Raw genomic sequence first — 23,962 nt, forward strand, 5'->3', positions numbered from 1 at the left:
TGCCGTAGGCCGCCACGACCGACCGGTAGGCGTCCACCCGCACCAGGGCGATCCGGCCCCCGGCCCAGCCGTCCTGCACCCGGGCGTGCAGCGCCGCCTCCAGGGCGTTGACGTTGGGCACGTCGAGCACCGGGTCGACGTGGGCGAGGCGGTCGAGGCGCTCCACCAGCGTCAGGTTCTCGAAGCCGATGCCGATGTTGGTGGCGAACAGCTTCAGCAGGGTGAGGTCCTGGGGGTCGACCGCGCGCCCCGCCTCCACCAGGGCCGACAGCTCGCGCCCGCTCTCGCTGCGGACGTGCAGCGCGGTGTACCCGTCCTTCGTCACCGGCTCGTCGGTGCCGCGCACGGCGTGCAGCAGGTCGCGCAGATCGGCATCGCCGAGGGCGTCGACCGTGGCCCCGGCGCAGGCGGCGAAGCGGCCGAGCGCGCTGACCACCCGCGCCGCGCCGCTGTCGCCGCCGACGCCGCCGACGCCGACGATGCCGTTGGGCTGGACCCGCAGCAGGGCGGCGATCTGCGTCAGCACGCCGCGCGCGAACAGCTCCAGGTTGGTGCGCTGGAACAGCCGGGTCGAGCTCTCCACGATCATCTCCAGCCCGGCGCGGCTGCGGGCGATGGTGCGGATCTGGTCGTAGGCGCGGACGCTGGCGGTCAGCACGGTGAGCAGACGGGTGCGCGTCAGCTCGGCCTTGGTGCGGTAGTCGTCGATCTCGTAGGAGGCGATCACCGACAGCTCCGGCGCGTATCCCGGCTGGCCGGTGCGCAGGACGATGCGCATGGCGTCGTGGCCCGCCGCCCGCAGCTCGCGCACCAGCCGCAGCCCGGCGTCCGGCGTCTCCATCACCACGTCGACCAGCGCCACCGCGATGTCGGGCGTCGCCCGCACCCGCTGCCAGGCCTCGGCGGCGGAGCGGGCGTGCAGCAGGTCCAGCGGGCGGCCGAGGACCGTCGCGCCGCTGAGGGCGAAGGCGGTGGTCTCGTGCACGTCGTCGTCGTCGTCGACCACCAGGATGCGCCAGCCCGGCACCGCCGCCCCGTCCGTCCGTCCGGTCCCGCCCTCCCCGTCCTCCAGGATGGGAACCACGTCATCCGGTCCGTTCGGCGCTCCGTCCGACATCGTATGTCCTCCCTGCCTGAATGTCCGCACCGGCCGGTGCGGATACGGGTATGCGCACGGTCATGGTGGTCCCGGCCCCGGGACGGCTCTGCGCGTCGATGGTGCCGCCCAGCACGGTGGTGACGATGTTGTGGACGACGGCAAGCCCCAGACCGCTGCCGCCCTGGCCGAGGCGGGTGGTCACGAAGGGCTCGAAGGCGCGCCGCAGCAGGTCCGGGGGCATGCCCCGGCCGGTGTCGCGGACCACGATCTCCACCCGGGCGGGCACCAGGTCGCGGGCGGCGACGGTGACGCGGCCGGCGGCGCCGTCGGCGAAGCCGTGGGTGCGGGCGTTGCCGATCAGGTTGAGCAGCACCTGCCCGAGCGCCCCGGGGTAGCTGTCGAGCACGGCGGCGGACCGCAGATCGGTGTCCAGCACGACGGCGTCGTGTCGGAACTGCGGGCCCAGGGTGTCGACGATGTCGCTCACCAGGTCGGCGACGCGGAACGCGCGGCGCTGCTCGCTGGTCTGGTCGACCGCCACCTGCTTGAAATGGCCGATCAGCCCGTTCGCCCGGTCCAGGCCGCGCAGGACGATGGCGCTTCCCTTGCGCATCTCCGCGGCGAAGCCGTCGAGCACCGAGCGGCGGACCGGCCCCGCCGCCACATCGGCGGCGAAGCGCTCGGCCATCTGTTCCATGGTGCTGGCCACGGTGACGGCGTTGCCAATGGGCGTGTTCAGCTCGTGGGCGACACCGGCGACCAGAGCCCCCAGCCCGGCCAGGCGTTCCAGGCGCACCAGTTCCATCTCGGCCCGCCGCCGGCCCGCCTCCGCCGCGCGGCGCTCCGACACCACCCGCGTCCATCCCAGGGCGGCCAGGGCGGCGGCGGCGATCCCGGCGCCCAGGATCGCCAGGCTGCCCGGCGCCGCCATCGCGGCCAGCGACAGCGGCGGCACGGTGGCCAGGACGGTCCACACCGCGCCGTCGCCGCGCACCGCCGTCGCGGCGCCGACGGTCGCGACGTACGCGGCGGCGTCCAGCGAGCGGTGGACGACATGCCCGCCGGCGTGCTCGAAGGCCCCGGCCGCGCCCGCGGTGACGCGCCGCCAGGTCGCCGGGTCCTGGACCGCCATGGTGGTGTCGCGGCCGACGCTGGCGCCCCAGAGTTGGTCGGCCGGCGCCCCGGCCAGCCAGTAGCCGGCACGGTCCAGCACCTGCAAGGAGGTGGGCTCGCCGGGGTGCGGCGGGCCGACGGTGGCCAGCAGGTCACCGACCGCGATGTCCGCCACCACCACGGCACCGCCGCCCGGGGCGGCGGCGCGGACCGGCGACGCCAGCCGCAGCAACGGCCGCCACGGCACGACCACGGCGCCGCCCTCGCGGTCGAGGGCGATCGGTGCGATGAACAGCCCGCCCTCCGGCAGCCCGGCCGCCTGTTCGAACAGCGCCCGGTCGTGGGGGTCGGGGGCCGGGCCGCCGGAGGGGCCGGGGGACGGGGGGGCGACGACGACGGCGCTGCCGGCCGCCCCCTCGTCGACCCGGATCACCGCCCTCCCGCCGCCGTCGAGGTAGCGCAGGCGGGCAATGTAGGCCTTTTCCCGGACGACCGTCGCGAAGTCCTCGGTCACCTCCGGGAGGGCCGTGGCGTCGCCCGCGGCGAGCCGTTGCAGCGCGCGCCCCGCCGCGACGATCTTGAGGTCGGCGGTGTTGTCGAGCAGGGCCTTGCCGATGGCGTCGCGGGTGCGCTCCACCGCGTCCCGCGCGGCCAGGCGCAGCCGGCCGTTCTCCAGCAGGGCCTCGAAATAGTGGGGCGTGCCCCACAGCACGAGCAGGGCGACCGTCAGCCCGACGAACACGCCGAGGAACAGGCGCGACGCGGCCGCCCCGCCATTCCCCGCGCCTGCCGGTCCGTCAAGAAGCCCCATCGACTGTTGCCACCGCTGCCGCCTTCTTGCACCCGCGAAGGACGTCGTCCGCGCACACGCCAGGGGAGAGCATGGCAAGGCACCGGCCCGGGGTCAAGGCGGTGCGCCGCCGTGCCGCGCGGGGCCGTCGAGGGGCGCCGCGACCACCCCTTCCCCGGGCGCGAGATCCAGCACGCCCGCGGCGTCGGCGCCGTCGCGCCGGCGGTCGGTCGACAGGAGCACCCGGCACCGGGGGATGCCGCCGGGCAGCGCGAGCCGCTGCGGCGACGGGCCGAGGTTGAGGGCGACCAGGAAGGAGCGGTCCCCGTGGTGGCGGCGGTACGCCAGCACGTCGCCGCGCGCCTCCACCATGGCGATGGCGCCGGCGTGCAGCGCCGGTTCGGCGCGGCGCAGCGCGATCAGGCGCCGGTACAGGGTGAGGAGGCTGTCGGGATCGTCGCGCTGGGCGGCGACGCTGCGGGTTCCGGCATCGCCGCCCAGCGGCAGCCACGGCGCGCCGGTCGTGAACCCGGCGCCCGGCTCGCCGGTCCACAGCATCGGCGTGCGCTGGGGATCGCGGCCGAGGCCGAGACCCGGCACGTTGCGCTCGAACGGGTCCTGCACCTGCCCCGGCGGGATGGCCACGTCGCACATGCCGATCTCGTCGCCGTAGTAGAGGGTCGGCGTGCCCCGCAGCGTGAGAAGCAGCATGGCGGCGACCCGCGCCTGGGTCTGGCCGACCCGGCTGGCGATGCGCGGCTTGTCATGGTTCCCCAGCACCCAGTTGGGCCAGCCGCCGGCGGGCAGCGCGTCCTCGTACTCGCGGATCAGCGCGGCCAGCGGCCCGGCGTGCCATTCGGTCTGCAGGAGCTGGAAGTTGAAGGGCAGGTGCACGCCCCTGAGGTCCCGGCCATAATAGGCCACCAGCCGGTCCACCGGCAGGTAGATCTCGCCGATCAGCAGGCGGTCGGGGTATTCGTCGACCACCGCGCGCAGGCCCTCGATCACCCCGTGCACCTCGGGCCGGTCGGCGGTGTAGCGGGGGATGACGGCGCGGTTGGGGGCGTCGCCCGGCTGGTGGCCGGGGTTGGGCGGGTTGTCGCGGAAGCGGTCGTCCTTGATCAGGTGCCAGATCACGTCGACGCGGAAGCCGTCGACGCCCCGCTCCATCCAGAAGCGCAGGACGTCGTGCATGGCCGCGACGACCTCCGGGTTGCGCCAGTTCAGGTCGGGCTGGCGGTCGAGGAAGGCGTGGTAATAGTACTGGCCGGTGCCCGGGTCGAAGGCCCAGGCGCTGCCGCCGAACTCCGACAGCCAGTTGGTCGGAGGCCCGCCGTCCGGGGCCGGGTCGCGCCAGATGTACCAGTCCCGCTTGGGGTTGTCCCGCGAGGCCCGTGATTCGCGGAACCACGGATGGGCATCGGAGCTGTGGTTGGGCACGAAATCGAGGATGAGGTGCATGCCGCGGCGGTGCACCTCGGCCACCAGGGCGTCGAAGGCCGCGAGGTCGCCGAACAGCGGGTGGACGCCGGTGTAGTCGGCCACGTCGTAGCCGAAATCGGCCATCGGCGAGGGATAGATCGGCGAGACCCAGAGGGCGTCGACGCCCAGCCACCGCAGGTGGTCGACGCGGCCGCGGATGCCGTCGAGATCGCCGATCCCGTCGCCGTCGCTGTCCTGGAACGAGCGTGGGTACACCTGGTAGACGGTGCCCCGCTTCCACCACACGGGTTCGTTCATGAAGATCCTCCGTGGCCGCGCGCCGCGGCGCCATCCCGGGTGGCCAACAGCAACGCCCGGACGCGGTTCCGGACGGTTGTTCCATTCGCCCCGGCAACGTATTAGTTTTGGCCTAAAGTTTTTTCAGGGCCGCGGAGGCGGGCGTCCCGGTTCGCGGTGCCCGGGACGGCCGGCCGGTGGGGGAAGGCGATGCGGGGGACTGTCTGCAGGAGGGGCCTCGGTGGCCTGGCCGGCGTGTGCCTGGCGCTGGGATCGGCCGATGCGCGGGCGGCGCTGACCGGCGGCGACCTGACCACGCTCAGCCTCGAGGAGCTGATGTCCATCGAGGTCACCGTGACCTCCGCCGCCAAGCGGCCGCAGCGTCTGGGCGACACGGCGGCGGCGGTGTTCGTGCTGACCGGGGAGGAGATCCGCCGGTCCGGCGTCGTCAGCATCCCCGACGCCCTGCGCCTGGTGCCCGGCGTCCAGGTGACCCGCATCGGCGCCAACAAGTGGTTCGTCACGGCGCGCGGCTTCAACGGGCGCGATTCCAACAAGCTGCTGGTGCTGATCGACGGCGTCAGCGCCTACACCCCGCTGTTCTCCGGCATCCTGTGGGAACGCGAGGGGGCGTTCCTGGAGGACATCGACCGCATCGAGGTGGTGCGTGGCCCCGGCGCGTCGCTGTGGGGCGCCAACGCCGTCAACGGCGTCATCAACATCGTCACCAAGCCGGCCGCCGAAACCCAGGGCACCCTGGCGACCGCCACCGCGGGCACCGAGGAGCGCGGCCATCTCGGCCTGCGCCATGGCGGGCGGATCGGCGACATCGGCCATTTCAGGGTCTATGGCGAGTTCGGCGCCCGCGACGCCGGCGGCGAGGCCGGCCCGGGATCGCTGGAGGACAAGAGCCGGTTCCGCCGCGCCGGCGGCCGCGCCGACCTGACCCTGTCCGCCCGCGACACGGTGACGCTGCAGGGCGACATCCTGCACGGCCGCAACGAGGACGTCACCTTCGCCCCGGTGTTCGGGCCGCCCTGGTCGCGCGCGGTGCCGGCCGATTCCGACGAGGGCACGGCCAGCCTGCGGGCGCGCTGGAACCGCACCCTGTCCGACCGCTCGCACCTCGCCGTCCAGGTCTACTACCAGAACAACCGCTTCGACAGCGTGCTCGGCGACTTCCTGGAGGAGACCGCCGACCTCGAGGTGGAACACCGCCTCGCACCCGCCCAAGGCCACGACCTGGTGTGGGGGATGGGGGCCCGCTGGTACCGCAGCCGGATCGCCGGCGGGCTGATCCAGGCCGACCCGCCGAGCGAAACCGACACCCTGTTCAGCGCCTTCGTCCAGGACACCGTCACCCTGGTTCCCGCCACCCTCACCCTCACCGTCGGCACCAAGATCGAGCACACCGACTACGCCGGGTTCGCCGTGCAGCCGACCTTGCGCGCCACCTGGACGCCGGACGCCGACCAGTCGGTGTGGGCGGCGGTGTCGCGGGCGGTGCGCACGCCCTCGCGCTCGGAGCGCGATTTCACCGGCATCCAGCAGGTGGTGCCGGTGCCCGGCGGCCTGCCGGTCGCCCTGTCGCTGATGGGCAGCGAGTCCGTGGCCTCGGAAAGCGTCGTCGCCTACGAGGCGGGCTACCGCGTCCGGCCGGTGCCGGCGGTGTCGCTGGACGTGGCCGCCTACTACAATGTCTATTCCGATCTCCGCAGCTTCGAGGCGGCCAGCCCGACCGTGGTCGGCGGGCCGATGCCGTACCTGCTGGTGCCGCTGGTCGCGCGCAACGGGCTGGAAGGCCACACATACGGCGTCGAGGTCGCGGCCGAATGGGACGTGCGCCCCGGCTGGCGCCTGCGCGGCGCGTACAGCGCGCTGTGGATGGACCTCGAACCGAAGGCATCCTCGGCCGCCGGCGACCAGGCGGCGGCGACCGCCGAGGACGGCAGCCCGGTCCACCAGTTCGTCGTGCGCTCGTCCCACGACCTGACCGAGGATCTCCAGCTCGACCTGGCGCTGCGGGCGGTCGACCACACCGGCGAGGGCGGGCCGGACGGCTACGCCACCGTCGACGTGCGCCTGGGCTGGCGGCCGGCGGAGGGGTGGGAGCTGGCGGTGGTGGGCCAGAACCTGATCGGGTCCGACCGTCTGGAATCGGCGTTCACCACCATCGACCAGACGCCCAGCCGGGTGGAGCGGGGGGTCTACGCCAGAGTGACCCGGCGGTTTTGAACGGCGGGTGCGCCACCATGATGACGCGGAGCCCCCGGCGGCCTTGCGGCCAACGCGTCCTCCGCACCGTCATGGGCGGTGCGGTCGGGGCGATGCTGGGCCTCGCGCCGGGGTGTGGCCACGGCGCGGCGGCGCAAACGGTTCCGGTGGGGGAGTACGAGCTGAAGGCCGCGTTCGTCTACAACTTCGCCAAGTTCGGCTCCTGGCCGCCCGACGCCTTCGCCGGCCCGGGGGCGCCGCTGGTGGTGTGCGTCGCCGGCGGCAACCCGTTCGGACACGCCCTCGCCACCCTCGACGGCAAACCGGCGGGCCAGCGCCGTCTGGTGGTGCGCGAGGTCGGCCTGGACGCGGTGGCCCCCTGCCATCTCCTCTTCGTCGCGCGCCCCGCCGTCGAGGATTTCGCGGCGCTCGCCCCGAGCCTCCAGGGGCGGCCGGTGCTGACCGTCGGCGACAGCGACGGGTTCGCCCGGCGCGGCGGGGCGATCAACCTGTACCTCGCCGACGGGCGCGTACGCTTCGAGGTCAACCTGGCGGCCCTGGAGGGAAGCGCCGTCACCTTGAGCTCCCAGGTGCTCCGATTGGCCCGGATCGTCGGGGGCCCGTCATGATCGTCCGCATCTTCCGCGACCTCCCCATCGCCAGGAAGCTGATCGCGATCATGCTGGTGGTGTGCGGGCTGGGCATCGTCGGCACCGCGGCGGCGCTGGCCGTCGACGTCATGGAGTCCATGCGCCACCAGGCGGTGGAGGAGCTCGACAGCGTCGCCCGGGTGATGGCCAGCAACCTCGCCGCCCCCCTCGCCTTCTCCGACCCCGACGCCGCGGCCGACACCCTGGGCGCGCTGCAGGCCCAGGCCCATGTCCGCCTCGCCTGGGTGGTCGACGCGGACGGAAACACGTTGGCCGTCTACCGGCCCGACGGCCCGGGGCCGCCGCCGGTGCTGCCGGCCGCCCCGGCCGCCCTCGATCCCGGCAGCCGCATCGACGGCCAGTCCCTGGTGGTGGTCCGCCCGGTGATGCTGGAGGGCGAGCGGTTGGGGCGCGTCGGCATCGCCGCCGACCTCGGCCACCTCACCGCGCGGCTGCGCGCCTACATCGCCAAGGCCGCCGCCATCACCGCCCTGGCCCTGCTGGCCGCCGCGGTCCTCTCGCTGGTGCTGCAACGCCTGATCTCGGAGCCGATCCGCCGCCTCCAGGCGGCGGTGACGCGGATCGCCGCTGGCGGCGACTACGCCGTGCGCGTGCCGCGCAGCGGCGGCGACGAGCTGGGCGTCCTGATCGACGGCTTCAACGGCATGCTGGCGCAGATCGAGCAGCGCGACCGGGCGCTGGCCGACCACCGCGCCAACCTGGAGCGCGAGGTGGCGGCGCGCACCGCCGACCTCGAGCGCTCGGTGGCCGACCTGCGCCTGGCCAAGGAGGCGGCGGAGGCGGCGAGCCGGGCCAAATCGCAGTTCCTGGCCAACATGAGCCACGAGATCCGCACGCCGATGAACGGCACGCTGGGCATGCTGGAGCTGCTGCTGGACGGCGACCTCGACGACCGCCAGCGCCATTTCGCCGACACCGCGCGGGCCTCGGCGGTCACCCTCCTCGGCCTTATCAACAGCGTCCTCGACCTGTCGAAGATCGAGGCCGGCAAGCTGGAGCTGGAAACCATCCCGTTCGACCTGCACGCCCTGGTCGCGGACGTGTGCGACGGCTTCACCCCCCGCGCCCGGGCCAAGGGCGTGGCCCTGCACCGGCGCATCGCCGCCGCCGTGCCGGCGGCCGTGGAGGGCGACCCGAACCGGCTGCGCCAGATCCTGGTCAACCTGCTGGGCAACGCGGTGAAGTTCACCGAGCGCGGCACGATCTCGGTGACGGTGGAGCCGGCCGACGCCGCGGAGCCGGAGGCCGGTGGCGGCACGACCGGGACTGTGGCGGTGGCCATCGCCGTGCAGGACACCGGCATCGGCATCGCCCCCGCGGCGCGCGAGCGCATCTTCGACGCCTTCGCCCAGGCCGACGGCTCCACCACCCGCCGCTACGGCGGCACCGGGCTGGGCCTGACCATCGCCCGCGACCTGGCGGTGCGGATGGGCGGCGACCTGACGGTGGAGAGCGAACCGGGACAGGGCTCCACCTTCCACGTGCGCATCCGCCTCCGCCGGGGCAGGGACGCACCGGACGCGCCGCCGCCGGCCGCCGAGACCGCCGCGGGGCCGACCAGCGGCCATGTCCTGCTGGTGGAGGACAACGCCATCAACGCCGAGGTCACCCGCGCCCTGCTGGGCCGCTTCGGCTGCACCGTCGACACCGCGCGCGACGGGGTCGAGGCGCTCGACCTCTGGCGGCCCGGCCGCTACGACCTGGTGCTGATGGACTGCCAGATGCCGCGGATGGACGGGTTCGAGGCGACCCGCCGCATCCGCGCCCTGGAAGCCGGTGCGGCCGCGGGGACCGCGTCCGCGCGGCGCCAGATCATCGTCGCCCTCACCGCCAACGTGCTGACGGAGGATCGCGAGGACTGCCTGGCCGCGGGGATGGACGACCATCTGGGCAAGCCCATCACCCGCGACGCGGTGCACCGCATGCTGCGGTCGCACCTCGCCAAGCCCTGAGACCGCGCGGAGTCGGGGCGCTGCGGCCCCCCCGCTTGCCGTCCCCTACTTGCCGTCCCAGGCGGTGCTGGTCGCGGCCTTCTTCAGCTTGGCGAGGTTTTCGGGGCTCGCCGGCGGCTCGGACTCGCCGAAGATGGCGGCGATCCAGTGCCCGTCGGTGGGGTTGGGGAACAGGACGTACTTGGAGCCGTACAGGTCCTTGTCCGCCTCCATGGCGGCGATGCGGCCGGCCACGTCGTTCTTGATGTAGTACTTGCGCCGGAAATCGTTGAGGCTGTCCCCCAGGAAGACCACCACGTCGTACTGCTGCATGATCTCGTTCTGGCGGTTTTCCTTGTTGGAGGTGTCCCGCAGAACCGTCAGGTGATCGTCGCCCGCGTAGGGGAAGCCCATCGCCTTGATGTTCTGGCGCGCCAGGTCGTAGGTGGACTCGCCCTGGTCGCGCGAGGTGATGTAGAAGATCTCGACGCCATTCTTGGCGCAGAACTCGAGAAACTCCTTGGCACCCGGTGACGGCACCATGCCGTCGGTGGGGATCCAGCGATCCCACAGGGGATCGTCGAAGAACTCGCCGTTGTCCGTGATCAGGCGGCCCCAGTACTCCAGCGGCAGCACCAGCGTGTCGTCCAGGTCGGTGGAGATGGCCAGCGGCTTGTCACCGTCCTTGCGCTTGGCAAGGGCGGCCTCCACGTGCATGCGGGCGATGTTGAAGCCCTGGTGGTACAGCGCCCGGTACTCCGCCGCCGTCTGCTTCCACGCCACCGCATAGCCGAGCGCGTTGCTGTCCGGCCGCTCCTGCGCGTGTAGCGCCGTCGTCGCCAGCATGGTGAAAACCCCGGCGCAAATCATGGACTTAAACATTTTTCCTGCCTCGTTCGCTGCGTGTGTTCGACCGTAGCGGTGATAAGCGTCAGTATTATGAATATAACATTGGGATTTCACTTCGGAATGTGGCTGTGATTGCTCCCCAGGCAGGGCGATCACTGTGTCCGGCGACTGGCGTCCGACCCGCGCCGCCGGCCGGGCGATCGCCCCAGGATTCGCAAGCTGCATCGCACGGTGCGGGTCGGCACCGGTGATCCCGGCGGCGCACCCGGCCGCAGCGGCCGGTGACCGGCCACCATCGGCCGATTCCAAGGGCCGCGGGCTCCGCTTTGCACGGCACGAACATTGCTTAGTCGCCACCCGCCGCCGGGGCGTTCCGGCGGCAGCGGGGGGATCTGACGATGACCGCGGAGGCAACAATCCCGACCAACCGGGGGACACCCCCCGCCAAGTTCGGTGCCGCCGGCCCGGACATGGAGGAGCTTGCGTTGGGTCTGGCCCGCCACCGCCTCTACCTGGAGCGGCGCCCCAACGGCCGGCGCCTGATCCTGAAGGGCACGGACCTGTCGGGGGTGACCCTGTCCAACCTCGACCTGCGCGACGCGGTGCTCTCCGGCGCCAATTTCGAACGGGCGCGCCTGATGAACGTCCGCCTCGACGGGGCGGACCTGTTCGGCGCCAGCCTGACCGGGGCCGATCTCACCGCCGCCTCCCTGGTGTCGGCCGATCTGCGCGGCGCCAACTTCCTGCGCGCCAACCTGCGCGGCGCCGCCCTGGCGCGCGCCGACCTGCGCGCCGGGCAGCTGATGCAGTGGCGGCCACGCCGCAGGACCGGGGAGGGCGACGGCGACGACGCCGCCGCCGTGGACGGCGCCAGCTTTCAGGAGGCCGACCTCAGCGGCGCCGACCTCTCCCACGCCAACCTGCGCGGTGCCGACTTCCGCAACAGCCGGCTGTTCTCGGCCAATCTGGAGGGATGCGACCTCGGCGGCGCCGATTTCAGCGGCGCCAAGCTCAAGGGCGCCCTACTCAACAATGTCAGGATCGACGGCGCGGTGTTCCGCAACGTCGACGCCCGCGACGCCGAGCTGCGCAACGTCGACATGGCGCTGGCGGACTGGCACGGCGCGGCCCTCGACGGGGCGGTGTTCCAGCGCCGCCGCAAGGACCTGCCGGAGGAGCTGCGCCGGAAGCTCGACGGGCACCGTGCCTGGATCGGCTCCGCCGGGCGGCAGGGCGAGCGGCTGGCCCTGCCCGCCGCCGACCTCGCCGGGCTTGACCTCGAAGGCTCCGACCTCAGCGGCGCCATGCTGGACGGCTGCAACCTGGCCAAGGCCAATCTGCGCGACTGCCGCCTGCAGCTGGCCTCGCTCAAGGGGGCGACGCTGCGCGAGGCCAATCTGGAGCACGCGGACCTCGCGGGGGCGGCCCTGGGCGGCGCCGATCTCGGCGGGGCGCTGCTGCGCAACGCCGTGCTGCGGCCGATCGCGCTGCGCACGCGCAGCGGCGCCGTGTCGGGCCGGGAATGGCCGGCCGACCTGCGCAACGCCGACCTCGGCGACGCCGACCTGCGGGGCGCCGATCTCACCCAGGCGCGGCTGGCCGGGGCGACGCTCGCCGGCTGCAACCTCGCCGGGGCGGAGCTGCGGGGCTGCGACATCGCGCGGGCCGACACCAGCGCCTCGACCCTGCCCCACGCCCGCCGCGCCTGACCGGCCGGCGGGAGGGGGGTGGACGGCGCCGCCGCCGCCGCCAACATCAAGGCGGTGCACGCGACGGAGGGCGCCATGAGAACGAGCCGGCGAACGCTGCTGACGGGGCTTCTCGCGGCCGGCGGAGCCGCCGCCTTGGGGGCACGGCGGCCCCGCGCCCAGGGCGCCGCCGCCGCACCGGCGCCGGGACGCCGGATCATCCCGTCCAGCGGCGAGACGATCCCCGCCGTCGGGCTGGGGTCCTGGATCACCTTCAACGTCGGCGACGACCCGGTGCTGCGTGCGGAGTGCGCGGCCGTGATGGGGGCGTTCTTCGCCGGCGGCGGGGCGATGATCGACAGCTCGCCCATGTACGGCTCCTCCCAGGCGGTGATCGGCCACGGGCTGGCCGCGCTGGGGCGCCCGCCGGCGCTGTTCTCCGCCGACAAGGTGTGGACCTCCTCCGCCGACGCCGGGCCCGGCCAGATCGCGGAGTCGCGCGGCCACTGGGGCGTGCCCCGGTTCGACCTGATGCAGGTGCACAACCTGCTGGCCTGGGAGGCCCATCTCGACACCCTGGCGGCCATGAAGGCGGCCGGCGCCGTGCGGTACGTGGGCATCACCACCTCCGAGGGGCGGCGCCACGACCTGTTCGAGCGGGTGATGCGCGAGCGGCCCCTGGACGTCGTCCAGGTCACCTACAACCCGCTGGACCGCGCGGTGGAACAGCGCATCCTGCCGCTGGCGCGCGAGCGCGGCATCGCCGTCATCGTCAACCGCCCGTTCCGCCAGGGCGCGCTGACCCGCCGCCTGGCGCGCGAGCCCCTGCCCGGCTGGGCGGCCGCGGCGGGGGCGGCGAGCTGGGCCCAGCTGATCCTCAAGTTCATCGTCAGCCACCCCGCGGTGACCGTGGCCATTCCGGCCACGACCCGGGTCGACCATGTGCGCGAGAACCTCGCCGCCGCCGCCGGGCCGATGCCCGACGCGGCGCTGCGCGCCCGCATCGCCGCCCATCTGCGGGACCTGTGATGGCGGTGTGGTGGAGCTACAGGCCGGAGGACTTCCTGCTGTTCTCCGACCGCGTCTACTGGCGCCTGTTCGCCCTGCAGAACGACGCATGGTGGCCGCTGCCGCTGGCGATGCTGGCGATCGGCGCCGCGCTGGCGGTGGCGCCGCGGCGGTGGGCGGCGCCCGCCCTGGGCGCGGTGTGGGCCTTCGTCGGCTGGAGCTTCTTCTGGGAGCGCTACGCCAGCGTCAACTGGGCCGCCCCGTCCGTCGCGCCCGCGTTCTGGGTGCAGGCCCTGGCGCTGGCCCTGGCCGGCACCGCGGGAGACGGCACGGCGGCGCGGGGATGGCGGCGGTTCGCCGGTGCCGCGCTGCTGGCGGCGGGGGTCGCCGGCCACCCGCTGCTGGCCCCCCTGGCCGGGCGGCCGTGGGCCGAGGCCGAGCTGTTCGGCATGGCGCCGGACCCGACGGCCGTGGCGACCCTGGGGTTCCTGGTGCTGCGCGGCGGGCGGTGGGGCACCGCCCTGCTCGCGGTGCCGGCGCTGTGGTGCCTGGCGAGCACGGCGACCCTGGCGACGCTCGGCGCGCCCGTCGCCTGGGCGCCGGCCGCCGCGGCCGCGATCGCCATTGCCGCCCGTCCAGCACACCGGGCGCCGCGCTAGCCGGAACGGAAACAGATCGCCATCTATTTTCCGTATTGCGGATGCGCAACCGCGCGCACCCCACCGTTGGCTGATGCCCCCACAACGCACTGGTATGGTGGCGCGGCCCTGACTAAAAGATGCATCCCCCCGTTCCCCTTGGCACGGCACCGGCCCGTCATGATCACCCTCGAGAGCATCGAAAAGACCTACCCCGCACGGGGCGGCAGCGCCCCGGTGACGGCGCTGGCCGACACCACCCTGACCATCGAGCGGGGCGAGATCTTCGGCATCATCGGCCGCTCCGGGGCCGGCAAGAGCACCCTGCTGCGCACCATCAACCTGCTGGAGACGCCGACCCGCGGCCGCATCCGCGTCGACGGGGTCGACATGACCGCGCTGACGCCGGCCGAGCTGCGCGCCGCGCGCCACACCATCGGCATGATCTTCCAGCACTTCAACCTGCTGTCCTCGCGCACCGTGTTCGACAACGTGGCGCTGCCGCTGGAGCTGGTCGGCACCCCCAGGGCCGGCATCCGCGCGGCGGTCGAGCCGCTGCTGGAGCTGGTCGGCCTGACCGACAAGCGCGACCGCTACCCGGCCGAGCTGTCGGGCGGACAGAAGCAGCGCGTCGGCATCGCCCGGGCGCTGGCCTCCAAGCCCAAGGTGCTGCTGTCGGACGAGGCGACCTCGGCGCTCGACCCGGAAACGACCGAGCAGATCCTGCACCTGCTGGCGGACATCAACCGCCGTCTCGGCCTGACCATCGTGCTGATCACCCACGAGATCGCGGTGATCAAGGAGATCTGCCACAAGGTGGCGGTGCTGGAGGGCGGCCGGGTGATCGAGACCGGCCCGGTCTTCGACATCTTCGCCCGCCCGCGGACCGCGGTGACGCGCAGCTTCGTCGACCCGGTGATCAACCGCGGCCTGCCGGACAGCCTGAAGGGGCGCCTGGCGCCGGCGCCGGTCGCCGGCAGCCACCCGGTGCTGCGCATCACCTTCACCGGGGCGCGCGCCACCACCCCGGTGATCAGCCACCTGAGCCGCGCGTACGGCATCGACCTGAACATCTGGCACGGCCAGATCGACGAGATCCAGGGCGCCCCCTTCGGCACCCTGGTGGTCGAGGCGGCGGGCGCGCCGTCCGCCATCGAGGAGGCGATCGGCTTCCTCACCCTGAACAACCTGGGAGTCGAGGTGCTCGGCCATGCTGTCTCCGCAAATCATCGCGCTGCTGTTTGAGGCGACGCTCGACACGCTGCACATGGTGGCGGTGTCGGGGGTGATCGGCACCGCGGTCGGCCTGCCCATCGGCGTTCTGCTGGCGGTCACCGGCCGGGGCGAGCTGCTGGAGAGCCTCGTCTTCAACCGCCTCGTCGGCGCGGTCGTGAACATCGCCCGCTCGACCCCCTTCATCATCCTGGTGGTGGCGATCATCCCGTTCACCCGCCTGGTCGCCGGCACCTCCATCGGCACCGCGGCGGCGATCGTGCCGCTGACCGTCGCCGCCATCCCCTTCATCGCCCGCATCGTCGAGAGCGCGGTGCGCGAGGTCGACCGCGGCCTGGTCGAGACGGCGCAGGCGATGGGGGCGACGCCGTTCCAGATCATCCGCAAGGTCCTGCTGCCCGAGGCGCTGTCGTCGATCACGCTCGGCCTCACCCTGGCCGCGGTCAGCCTGATCGGCTATTCGGCCATGGTCGGGGCGGTGGGCGGCGGCGGCCTGGGCGACCTGGGCATCCGCTACGGCTACCAGCGCTTCCTGCCGGAGGTGATGCTGGCCGTGGTGGTCGTCCTGGTCGTGCTGGTGCAGATCGTCCAGTCGGCCGGCGACCGCCTGGCCCGCCGTTTCAACAAGCGCACCCTGAAATCCTGAAGCCCGCGAGGATAAGAGACATGCTCCGTGCCCGCCTGATCGGCGCCGCCCTCGGCGTCGCCGCCCTGACCTCCGCCGCGGTGGCCACCGCCGAAACCATCACGGTCGGCGTGTCCGCCGGCCCGCACGCCCAGATCATGGAGCAGGTGCGGACGGTCGCCGCGCGGACGGATCTCGACATCGAGATCATCGAGTTCACCGATTACGTCATCCCCAACCAGGCCCTGTCCGACGGCGACCTGCAGGCCAACTCCTTCCAGCACGAGCCCTACCTGGACAACCAGGTGGCCGACCGCGGCTACGACCTCGTCAGCGTCGGCAAGACGGTCGTGTTCCCCATGGGGATCTACTCCAAGGCGGTGAAATCCCTGGCCGAGCTGGGCGACGGCGCCAAGGTCGCGGTGCCCAACGACCCGACCAACGGCGGCCGGGCGCTGCTGCTGCTGCAGGCCAACGGGCTGATCACGCTGCGCGACGGCGCCGGCCTCAAGGCGTCGCCGGTGGACATCGTGGCGAACCCCAGGAACCTGGAGATCATCGAGCTGGACGCAGCGCAGCTTCCGCGCTCGCTCGACGACGTCGACGCCGCGGCCGTGAACACCAACTACGCCATGGAGTCCGGCCTCGACCCGAACAAGGACGCCATCGCCCGGGAGAGCGCGGACAGCCCCTACACCAACATCATCGCGGTGCGCGGCGCCGACCGGGGCAAGCCGTGGGTCGCCGCGCTGCTCGACGCCTACCACAGCCCGGAGGTGAAGCGGTTCGTCATGGAGACCTTCAAGGGCGCCGTCGCCCCGGCCTGGTGACCGACCGTCCGGCCTCGCGGCCCTGCGCGAGGCCGGACCCGCGGCGCCGAGCCTTCCGTTCACTTCGTACACGACCATAGGCGGTCCCGGTCGGCGCAACAAAACCGATCGGTAGGCGCAGCAATATTGTTTTTCTACCCCGAGTAACGGACCGTTAACGTCCGCGGGATCCACTGTGCGTCCGTGCATCCCAGAGCCGGAACGGACGACACGCCATGACCCTCGCCCACCTCAAGGTGTCCACCAAGATCCTGTCGATCATCGGGCTGCTGGGCCTGGTGTGCGCGGCGATCACCACCCTCGCGGTCGACAGCCTCGGGGCGCTGAGCGCGGCGTCCGAGCGGATCGACGTGGCCGCCCACGAGATCCGCCTCAGCGGCGATCTCAACCGCCTGGCCGTGGTGTTGAGCCGCGACGAATACCGGCTCGCCGCCGACCCCACGACGTTCGACACGGTGGTGACCGCCATCGGCGCGACCCGGGCGGAGGTGCTGGACATCCTGGGCCACGCCAAGCAGACCGCCGACGCCGAGCAGGCGCGGCTGCTGGCCACGGTGGAGCACGAGGTCGACCTCTACGGAACCGAGATCGACCGCACCCTCGACGCCGCCGGCCGGGACCGCGAGACCACGGTCCTGGACGAGCGCCAGCGCGCCATCGTCGCCCTGCTGGACGAAAGCCGCATCGAGGCCGACCGCATGGTCGCGGCGGTGCAGGCCTACATCGCCTACACCGACGACAAGGGCATCCGCCTCGCCGCGGGGGCCGCCCGCGAGGCCGAGCAGCGCACCCTGCTGCTGGTCGCCCTGGCCGCCGGCGGCACGGCCACGGCGCTGGGCCTGGGGTGGCTGGTGTCGGCGTTCGGCATCGTCCGCCCGATCAAGGCGGTGGTCGCCTGCCTGCGCGGCCTGGCCGATGGCCGGCTCGACACCGCCGTCTACGGGGTGGGACGCCGCGACGAGATCGGCGCGATCGCCGACACCGCCGAGGTCTTCAAGCGCAACCTGCTGCGCACCCGCGAGATGGAGCGCGAGGCCCGCGAGGCCGAGGAGCGGGCCCAGTCGGAGAAGCGCCAGGCGATGTTGGAGCTGGCCGGCCGGTTCGAGGCGCGGGTCGGAACCATCGTCGGCGGGGTCGGCGGGGCCGCCACCGAGCTCCAGGCCACCGCCGCCCAGCTTGCCGCGGCGGTGGACGAGGCGGGCGCCCAGAGCACCGCGGTGGCCGCCGCCGCCGAGCAGGCCAGCGCCAACGTCCAGACCGTCGCCACCGCCTCGGAGGAGATGGCGGCCTCGATCCACGACCTGTCGCAGCGGATCGGCAGCGCCGCCGGGCAGTCCCGCGCCGCCGCCGACGGCGCCACCGCGGCACGGCGCGAGCTGGACGCGCTGGCCGCGGCCATGGAGCAGGTCGACCACGTGGTGGCGGCGATCAACACGGTGGCGGCCCAGACCAACCTGCTGGCGCTCAACGCCACCATCGAGGCGGCGCGCGCCGGCGAGGCCGGCCGCGGCTTCGCCGTCGTGGCCGAGGAGGTCAAGAGCCTCGCCAGCCAGACCCATGGCATGACCGAGCAGATCGGCGGCCAGATCGCCGCGGTGAAGGCCGCGGCAGCCAACACCCTGCAGGCGATGCAGGCCATCATGGCCCAGGTGGCCGACATCGACCGCAGCACCGGGGCGATGGCGGCGTCGGTGGAGCAGCAGAGCGTGGCGACCACCGAGATCAGCCGCAACGCCCAGGAGGCGGCCACCGGCACGGCCGAGGTCACGCGCAACGTCGTCGGCATCCAGCAGGCGGCCGGCGACACCGGCAGCGCCGCCGCGACGGTGAAGGTGGCCTCCGACGCGCTGGCCGAGCAGTCGGCCGGCCTGAAGATGGCCGTCGACACCTTCCTGGCCGAGGTGCGCGCCGCCTGAGCCGGCCCGGGCGGCGGGGGGCGGCGGCGCGTCAGCCGTCCCTGGCCACCAGGGCGGCCATCGCCCGGGCGGCGGCGTCGCCGCCGGCGAGGCCGCGGACCACCCCCGCCCGGTCGGCCGGGGGCCGGTTCTGGCTGGTCTTCCACTTGCCCTCGAGCCGCTCGATGCGCAGGCGGACGCCGACGATCCCCTTGAGCATGCCGGCCACATAGCCGGCCGGCGCGTCGGCCACCGCCCAGGGGTCGGGCCGCCCGGCCTCGTGACGGTCGGTCAGGGCGCTCACCAGGGCCAGCAGCGACTCCGCATCCTCGAAGACGGCGAGGGGGCCGCGCGCCTGGACCGTGACGTAGTTCCAGGTCGGCACGACCTTTCCGGTCTCCGCCTTGGCGGCGTACCACGACGGGCTGACATACGCCTCCGGGCCGGCGAAGAGGGCGAGCGCCGGCACGCCCGCCGCGGCGTCGCGCCATTGCGGGTTGGCGCGGGCGAGGTGGCCGGTGAGCGTCCCGTACGGCCCGTCGCTGGGGTCCAGCAGCATCGGCAGCGGCGTCGCGTCCGGCCCGTCCGGTCCCACCGTCACCAGGGTGGCGAGGCCGGTGCGCCGGATCGCGTCGTGGAGGACGGCGGCGCGGTCCTCGCGGAAGGGGACGGGGGCGTACATGGCGGGTGGCTCCGGGGGCGGGGGGCGGCGAGGGGTGGGCCCACTGTGGCACCGTCCGGGCGACCGCGGAAGCGGCCGCTCACCGGCACACCCGGCCGCTGCCCATGTCCAGGTGGAAATGGTCGCGGTGGGCGGCGTTGTAGTCCGGCCCCAGCACCGTGTCGAAGACCCGGCAGGCGCCGTCGCGCAGGTCGCGCAGGAACGCGGCCCGGGGCCCCTGCCCCGCCCCGCCGCGGGCGCCCCAGTCGGCCACCAGGCTGATGGTGGTGCCGTCGGCCAGGGTGAAGCCGGCGACGTCCAGGGCGTTGGCGGTGGCGTGCTGGCTGCGCCGCCCGCCGGCCCGGCCGTAGAGGTTGCGGCAGGCGTAGCTGCCGAGGTGGCGCACCGCGACCACCGCCTGGCCGAAATGGCGCCGCGCCGCCGGCTGCAGGGTGTGCGCCTCGAACAGCGACCACGCCGCGGCAAGCGGGCAGGTCACGGCGAAGGGGCCGTTGAAGCCCACCCCCGAGCGCACCACCCGCACCGCGTCGCGGAACCCGCAGCCGGGGCCGGTGGTGCGGTCCGGCACCGCCGCCGCGACCAGCGGCGTCGCCGCCAGCGCCGCCCGGCACGCCGCGCCCTCGCCCTCCAGCCGGTGCAGCTTGAAGCGCGTGAGCGGTGTGGGCGGTCGGGTGAGGTCGATCGGCGCCCAGGGGTTCCAGCGCGCCGGCACCACCGCCACGCCACGCCACTCGGCCAGCGCCACGGCCAGGGCGGCGGCCAGGAGGGCCGCCAGCGTGGCGGCGACGGCAATCCGGTGGGCGGCGGGGCTCATGCCGTGGTGAACGCGCCCGGCGGCCGGTGGGTCCCAGCGGCCGCCGGGGTCGCGGGGTGTGCGACGTCGCACACCCGGCGGCCGGGTGCCCTGCCCTGCCCCGTCAGCCCCGGCCGCGCTCGCTGTCGAGCATCGCCTGCTGCGCCTCGGGGTACCGCGCGCCGGCGGCGGCGCCGGGCGGAACCGCCTCGGCCAGGGCGGCCAGGTCGGCGTCGGAGAGGGCGAGGTCCAGCCCCCCCAGCGCCTCGGCCAGGCGGTCGCGGCGGCGCGCCCCCACCAGGGGCACGATGTCGCCGCCCTGCCCCGCCACCCAGGCGATCGCCACCTGCGCCACGCTGGCGCCCAGCGCCGCGGCGACCGCCCGCAGCCGCTCCACCAGGTCCAGGTTGTGCTCCAGGTTGGCGCCCTGGAAGCGCGGGCTCATGGCCCGGTAGTCGCCCGGCGCGGTCCCTTGATCGCGGGTCCAGTGGCCGCTGATGAGGCCCCGCGACAGCACGCCGTAGGCGGTGACGCCGATGCCCAGCTCGCGGCAGGTCGGCAGGATCTCGTCCTCGATGCCGCGGGAGATCAGCGAGTACTCGATCTGCAGGTCGGCGATGGGGTGGACGGCGTGGGCGCGCCGGATGGTCTGCGCGCCCACCTCCGACAGGCCGATGTGGCGCACCACCCCCGCCGCCACCAGATCGGCGATGGCGCCGACGGTGTCCTCGATCGGCACCTGCGGGTCGAGACGGGCGGGGCGGTAGATGTCGATGTGGTCGAGGCCGAGGCGCTGCAGGGAGTAGGCGGCGAAGGTCTTCACCGCCGCCGGCCGCGCGTCGAATCCCAGCCATGCCCCGGACGGCGCGCGCAGGGCGCCGAACTTGACGCTGACCAGGGCCTGGTCGCGGGCGCCCGGGCGGCCGCGCAGCGCCTCGCCGATCAGCATCTCGTTGTGGCCCATGCCATAGAAGTCGCCGGTGTCGAGCAGGGTGACGCCGGCGTCCAGCGCGGCGTGGATGGTGGCGATGCCCTCGTCGCGGTCGGCCGGTCCGTAGAGGGCGGACATGCCCATGCAGCCGAGTCCGAGTGCCGAGACCCGCGGGCCGTGGGTGCCGAGCGTGCGGTGGTCCATGACGGTGTCCTCTGTGCGCGTGGTTGGACGGGCGGTGCCGCCGTGGATTGACCATAGGCCGTGGCCACGGCGTGCGTTAAGATGGACAATCACGAATGCTCTGTTCGACCACATGGACAATGCCGCCGCCCGACGGGAGCCGACCATGACCGAGCCGGACCTGCGCGACCTCACCACCTTCGTCGCCGTGGCCCGCCACCGCAGCTTCCGCCGCGCCGCGCGCGAGCTGGGCGTCTCGGTCTCCGGCCTCAGCCAGCGCCTGCGCGAGCTGGAGGCGCGGCTGGGCGTGCGCCTGTTGAACCGCACCACCCGCAGCGTGGCGCCGACGGAGGCGGGGGAGCGGCTGCTGGACGCGGTCGGCCCCGCCCTGCGCACGGTGGGCGACGCCCTGGACCGCATCCGCAGCCTGCCCGGCGAGCCCACCGGGCGGCTGCGCATCAACGCGCCCGCCCCGGCGGTGGACCTGGTGCTGAAGCCGATGATCCCGGCCTTCCTGGCCGCCCATCCCCGCGTCGAGCTGGAGGTGGTGGTCGAGGCCGCCCTGGTCGACATCGTCGCCGCCGGCTTCGACGCCGGGGTGCGCTACGAGGAGACCCTGGCCCAGGACATGGTGGCGGTGTCGCTCGGCCCGCCGGAGCGCTACCAGGTGGTCGCCGCGCCGGCGCTGCTGGCCGTGCATGGCGAGCCGCAGGAGCCGGAGGAGCTGCTGACCCGGCCGTGCATCGGCACGGTGTTCGCCAGCGGCGCGCGCCTGGCCTGGGACTTCGAGCGCGAGGGGCGCGCGGTGCGGGTGGCGCCGCCCCTGCGCTTCGCCGCCGGGCAACCCTCCTTGCAGATCGAGGCCGCCCTGGCCGGCATCGGATTCCTGGCGACGTTCGAGGGCTACGTGCGCGACCACGTCGCCGCAGGCCGGCTGGTGCCGGTGCTGCAGGCGTGGTGCGAGCCCTTCTCCGGGCCCTTCCTCTACTACCCCAGCCGCCGCCAGCCACCGCCGACGCTGGCCGCCTTCGTCGCCTTCGTCCGGCAGTGGCGCCGCACCGCCGGGTAGGGCGGCGCCGGGGTGTGCGACGCCGCACACCCCGGCGGTGCCTTGACAGGGGCGACGATTTGAGGCAACCCTCAACCCGACTCCTCCCCCGATCCGGCGGTGCCCGATGCCCCCCGATGCCCTGCGCGCGCTGCGCGAACGCCGCGGCGAGAGCCAGGCCGGCTTCGCTCAATGGCTGAACGGCCGGCTCGGCCGCAAATACGACAACGCCACCATCAGCCGCTGGGAATCCGGGGGCGAGCGCATCCCCGCGAAGGTGGCCGAGTTCCTGGCGGGGGAGGCCTCGCGCCCCGCCCGCGTCATCGCCGTCGCCAACCAGAAGGGCGGCGTCGGCAAGACCACCACCGCCCTCAACCTCGCCTACGCGCTGGGGGAGCTGGGGCGGCGCGTCCTGGTGATCGACGCCGACCAGCAGGCCACCGCCACCGAAGGCGCGGGCATCGACCCGATCGCCGTGCAGGACGAGCGGCGCGGCCTGGAGGACGTGCTGTTCGGGCAGACCGACATCCACGCCGCCATCGTGCCGCGCGAGCGGTTCGACATCCTGCCCTGCACCATCGCCCTGGCCGAGGCGCAGATCAAGATCCTGCTCGACCCCGACGACGGCCGCTACGTGCTGCGCGAGCGGCTGGAGGCGGTGCAGCACGACTACGACGTGGTGCTGATCGACTGCCCGCCCGAGCTGGCGCTGATCACCGTGACGGCGCTGGTGGCGGCCGACCGGGTGCTGATCCCGACCCGGGCCAGCCGCTACGACGTGCGCGGCATCCCGCTGATCCTCGACACCGTGGGCAAGATCAAGCGACGCCAGAATCCGTCGCTGGGCATCCTCGGCATCCTGCCGACCATGTTCAACCGCGGCTATGCGGTGGAGCAGCAGGTGCTGAGCGACCTCAAGGCGCTGCTCGACGGGCGGGTGCGGATCTTCGAGCCGGTGCCGCGCTCGACCGAGATCGACCAGGCCACCTACGCCGGCGAGCTGCCGATCCGCGTGCTGCCGCGCAGCCATTCGATCGGCGCCTACCGCGCCATCGCCCGGGAGATCGCCGATGACTAGGAACTGGCGCAAGGCGGCCGGCGGCGAGGCGCTGGCCCGCGGCCTGGCCGGGGTGAGGGGCGGGGCAGGGGGCGACCTGCTGTTCGGCGGCGACGGGAGCCTGCGCGACACCGTCGCCCTGCGCCTGGGCGATGTGGCGCCCAACCCCGAGCAGCCCCGCCGCTTCTTCGACGACGCCGAGCTGGCCCAGCTCGCGGCGTCCCTGGAGGCGGTCGGCCAGCTCTCCCCCGTCCTCGTCAAGCCGCACCCGGCGGAGCCGCGGCGCTACCTGCTGATCGCCGGGGAGCGGCGGTGGCGCGCCGCCGGGCTGGCCGGCCTCGCCACCATCGCCGCCCACATCCTGCCCGCCGACACCGATGCCGACCAGATCGCGCTGATCGAGAACCTGCAGCGGGTGAACCTGTCGCCGGTGGAGGAGGCCGAGGGCATCCAGCGCCTGATCGACCGCCACGGCTACAGCCAGGAGCAGGCCGGCGACCTGCTGGGCCGCTCGCGCACCGAGGTCAACACGACGCTCTCCCTGCTGCGCCTCGATCCCGCCATCCGCACGGAGTGTGTGACGTCGCACGCGGACTTGCCCAAGGCGCTGCTGCTGGAGATCGCCCGCACCCCCGAGGCCGACCAGCGCGCCGTGTGGGAGCGCGCCCGCGACGGCCGGCTGACCGTGCGCGCGGCGCGCGACACGCGCAAGGGGCGGGCGGGGGAGGGGGGCCGGAGAACGCCGCCCGCGGCCCCGGGCGCCGCCGGGCGGAGCGGGAGCGGGGGCGTCGCGGCGCTGGCCGCCCTCGCCGGGGACCTGGAGGCCGGGCTGGCGGCGCTGGGCGGGCAGGGTGGCGGTCTCTCCCGGGCCGACGCGCAACGGCTGCGTACCCTGGACGACCAGCTCGCCGCCTGCCGGCGCGCCATCGACGGGTTGCTCCACGGCGGATGAGGCGGCGCCGGTG

20 protein-coding genes are annotated in these 23,962 nt (G+C 73.8%); 13 read left to right on the forward strand and 7 right to left on the reverse strand.

The window, feature by feature from the left end; translation table 11 throughout:
• From AC6H2I_RS25810 to AC6H2I_RS25820, 3 genes are all read right to left on the reverse strand, one after another.
• Positions 1 to 1,084: DUF3369 domain-containing protein (locus tag AC6H2I_RS25810; RefSeq protein WP_497503640.1), on the reverse strand; the 1,084-nt coding region annotated here is incomplete at its 3' end.
• 1 nt (position 1,085) lies between these two features.
• Entirely contained in the window at positions 1,086 to 3,023 is a 1,938-nt protein-coding gene (locus AC6H2I_RS25815; RefSeq protein ID WP_497503641.1) for a sensor histidine kinase, read from the reverse strand.
• Between the two features lie 93 nt (positions 3,024 to 3,116).
• Positions 3,117 to 4,742, reverse strand: coding sequence for an alpha-amylase family glycosyl hydrolase (locus tag AC6H2I_RS25820; RefSeq protein ID WP_497503642.1), 1,626 nt, complete (start codon positions 4,740 to 4,742; stop codon positions 3,117 to 3,119).
• 189 nt (positions 4,743 to 4,931) lie between these two features.
• Here AC6H2I_RS25820 and AC6H2I_RS25825 point away from each other — a divergent pair, with 189 nt between their 5' ends.
• The 3 genes from AC6H2I_RS25825 (at position 4,932) to AC6H2I_RS25835 (ending at position 9,558) form a co-directional block, all read left to right on the forward strand.
• Positions 4,932 to 6,956 (forward strand): TonB-dependent receptor plug domain-containing protein, encoded by a 2,025-nt coding sequence (locus AC6H2I_RS25825; RefSeq protein WP_497503643.1) that lies wholly within the window; start codon positions 4,932 to 4,934, stop codon positions 6,954 to 6,956.
• Positions 6,957 to 7,048: 92 nt separating this feature from the next.
• The gene (locus tag AC6H2I_RS25830) at positions 7,049 to 7,564 is read left to right on the forward strand and encodes a TOL_0243 family YfiR-like periplasmic protein (protein ID WP_497503644.1); all 516 of its coding nucleotides are present in this window, start codon (positions 7,049 to 7,051) and stop codon (positions 7,562 to 7,564) included.
• A complete protein-coding gene (locus tag AC6H2I_RS25835; RefSeq protein ID WP_497503645.1) occupies positions 7,561 to 9,558 on the forward strand; it encodes an ATP-binding protein in 1,998 nt (665 codons plus the stop codon). Before AC6H2I_RS25830 ends, AC6H2I_RS25835 begins: the two co-directional genes overlap by 4 nt.
• 45 nt (positions 9,559 to 9,603) lie before the next feature.
• Here AC6H2I_RS25835 and AC6H2I_RS25840 read toward each other — a convergent pair whose 3' ends face one another.
• Positions 9,604 to 10,383, reverse strand: a complete 780-nt coding sequence (locus AC6H2I_RS25840) for an HAD family acid phosphatase (protein ID WP_497503646.1) — start codon at positions 10,381 to 10,383, stop codon at positions 9,604 to 9,606.
• A 401-nt stretch (positions 10,384 to 10,784) separates the two neighbouring features.
• Between AC6H2I_RS25840 and AC6H2I_RS25845 the strand changes: the two genes are divergently transcribed.
• From AC6H2I_RS25845 to AC6H2I_RS25875, 7 genes are all read left to right on the forward strand, one after another.
• Positions 10,785 to 12,095 (forward strand): pentapeptide repeat-containing protein, encoded by a 1,311-nt coding sequence (locus tag AC6H2I_RS25845; RefSeq protein WP_497503647.1) that lies wholly within the window; start codon positions 10,785 to 10,787, stop codon positions 12,093 to 12,095.
• A gap of 18 nt (positions 12,096 to 12,113) precedes the next feature.
• The gene (locus AC6H2I_RS25850) at positions 12,114 to 13,103 is read left to right on the forward strand and encodes an aldo/keto reductase (protein WP_497503648.1); all 990 of its coding nucleotides are present in this window, start codon (positions 12,114 to 12,116) and stop codon (positions 13,101 to 13,103) included.
• Complete coding sequence (locus AC6H2I_RS25855) at positions 13,103 to 13,741, forward strand: DUF6064 family protein (RefSeq protein WP_497503649.1); 639 nt, start codon at positions 13,103 to 13,105, stop codon at positions 13,739 to 13,741. Before AC6H2I_RS25850 ends, AC6H2I_RS25855 begins: the two co-directional genes overlap by 1 nt.
• Positions 13,742 to 13,900: 159 nt before the next feature.
• Positions 13,901 to 14,965 (forward strand): methionine ABC transporter ATP-binding protein, encoded by a 1,065-nt coding sequence (locus AC6H2I_RS25860; protein ID WP_497503650.1) that lies wholly within the window; start codon positions 13,901 to 13,903, stop codon positions 14,963 to 14,965.
• On the forward strand, positions 14,931 to 15,599 hold the full coding sequence (locus AC6H2I_RS25865) for a methionine ABC transporter permease (RefSeq protein WP_497503651.1): 669 nt from the start codon (positions 14,931 to 14,933) through the stop codon (positions 15,597 to 15,599). Before AC6H2I_RS25860 ends, AC6H2I_RS25865 begins: the two co-directional genes overlap by 35 nt.
• A gap of 20 nt (positions 15,600 to 15,619) precedes the next feature.
• Positions 15,620 to 16,408 (forward strand): MetQ/NlpA family ABC transporter substrate-binding protein, encoded by a 789-nt coding sequence (locus AC6H2I_RS25870; RefSeq protein WP_497503652.1) that lies wholly within the window; start codon positions 15,620 to 15,622, stop codon positions 16,406 to 16,408.
• 215 nt (positions 16,409 to 16,623) lie between these two features.
• Positions 16,624 to 18,324 carry a methyl-accepting chemotaxis protein gene (locus AC6H2I_RS25875; RefSeq protein WP_497503653.1) on the forward strand — a complete coding sequence of 567 codons (1,701 nt, stop codon included), beginning with the start codon at positions 16,624 to 16,626 and terminating at the stop codon, positions 18,322 to 18,324.
• Between the two features lie 31 nt (positions 18,325 to 18,355).
• Here AC6H2I_RS25875 and AC6H2I_RS25880 read toward each other — a convergent pair whose 3' ends face one another.
• The 3 genes from AC6H2I_RS25880 to AC6H2I_RS25890 all read right to left on the reverse strand — a co-directional run bounded on the left by AC6H2I_RS25880 (position 18,356) and on the right by AC6H2I_RS25890 (position 20,913).
• The gene (locus tag AC6H2I_RS25880) at positions 18,356 to 18,985 is read right to left on the reverse strand and encodes an FMN-binding negative transcriptional regulator (protein ID WP_497503654.1); all 630 of its coding nucleotides are present in this window, start codon (positions 18,983 to 18,985) and stop codon (positions 18,356 to 18,358) included.
• 79 nt (positions 18,986 to 19,064) lie between these two features.
• A complete protein-coding gene (locus AC6H2I_RS25885; protein WP_497503655.1) occupies positions 19,065 to 19,799 on the reverse strand; it encodes an extensin-like domain-containing protein in 735 nt (244 codons plus the stop codon).
• A gap of 103 nt (positions 19,800 to 19,902) precedes the next feature.
• Positions 19,903 to 20,913, reverse strand: coding sequence for an aldo/keto reductase (locus tag AC6H2I_RS25890; protein ID WP_497503656.1), 1,011 nt, complete (start codon positions 20,911 to 20,913; stop codon positions 19,903 to 19,905).
• A 145-nt stretch (positions 20,914 to 21,058) separates the two neighbouring features.
• Here AC6H2I_RS25890 and AC6H2I_RS25895 point away from each other — a divergent pair, with 145 nt between their 5' ends.
• The 3 genes from AC6H2I_RS25895 to AC6H2I_RS25905 all read left to right on the forward strand — a co-directional run bounded on the left by AC6H2I_RS25895 (position 21,059) and on the right by AC6H2I_RS25905 (position 23,949).
• On the forward strand, positions 21,059 to 21,961 hold the full coding sequence (locus AC6H2I_RS25895) for a LysR family transcriptional regulator (protein ID WP_497503657.1): 903 nt from the start codon (positions 21,059 to 21,061) through the stop codon (positions 21,959 to 21,961).
• A gap of 106 nt (positions 21,962 to 22,067) precedes the next feature.
• Positions 22,068 to 23,018 carry an AAA family ATPase gene (locus AC6H2I_RS25900; protein WP_497503658.1) on the forward strand — a complete coding sequence of 317 codons (951 nt, stop codon included), beginning with the start codon at positions 22,068 to 22,070 and terminating at the stop codon, positions 23,016 to 23,018.
• A complete protein-coding gene (locus AC6H2I_RS25905; protein ID WP_497503659.1) occupies positions 23,011 to 23,949 on the forward strand; it encodes a ParB/RepB/Spo0J family partition protein in 939 nt (312 codons plus the stop codon). The genes AC6H2I_RS25900 and AC6H2I_RS25905 overlap by 8 nt, the downstream gene beginning before the upstream one ends.
• Positions 23,950 to 23,962: the final 13 nt, after the last annotated feature.

It is taken from the genome of Azospirillum sp. NS33 (genome assembly GCF_059703765.1).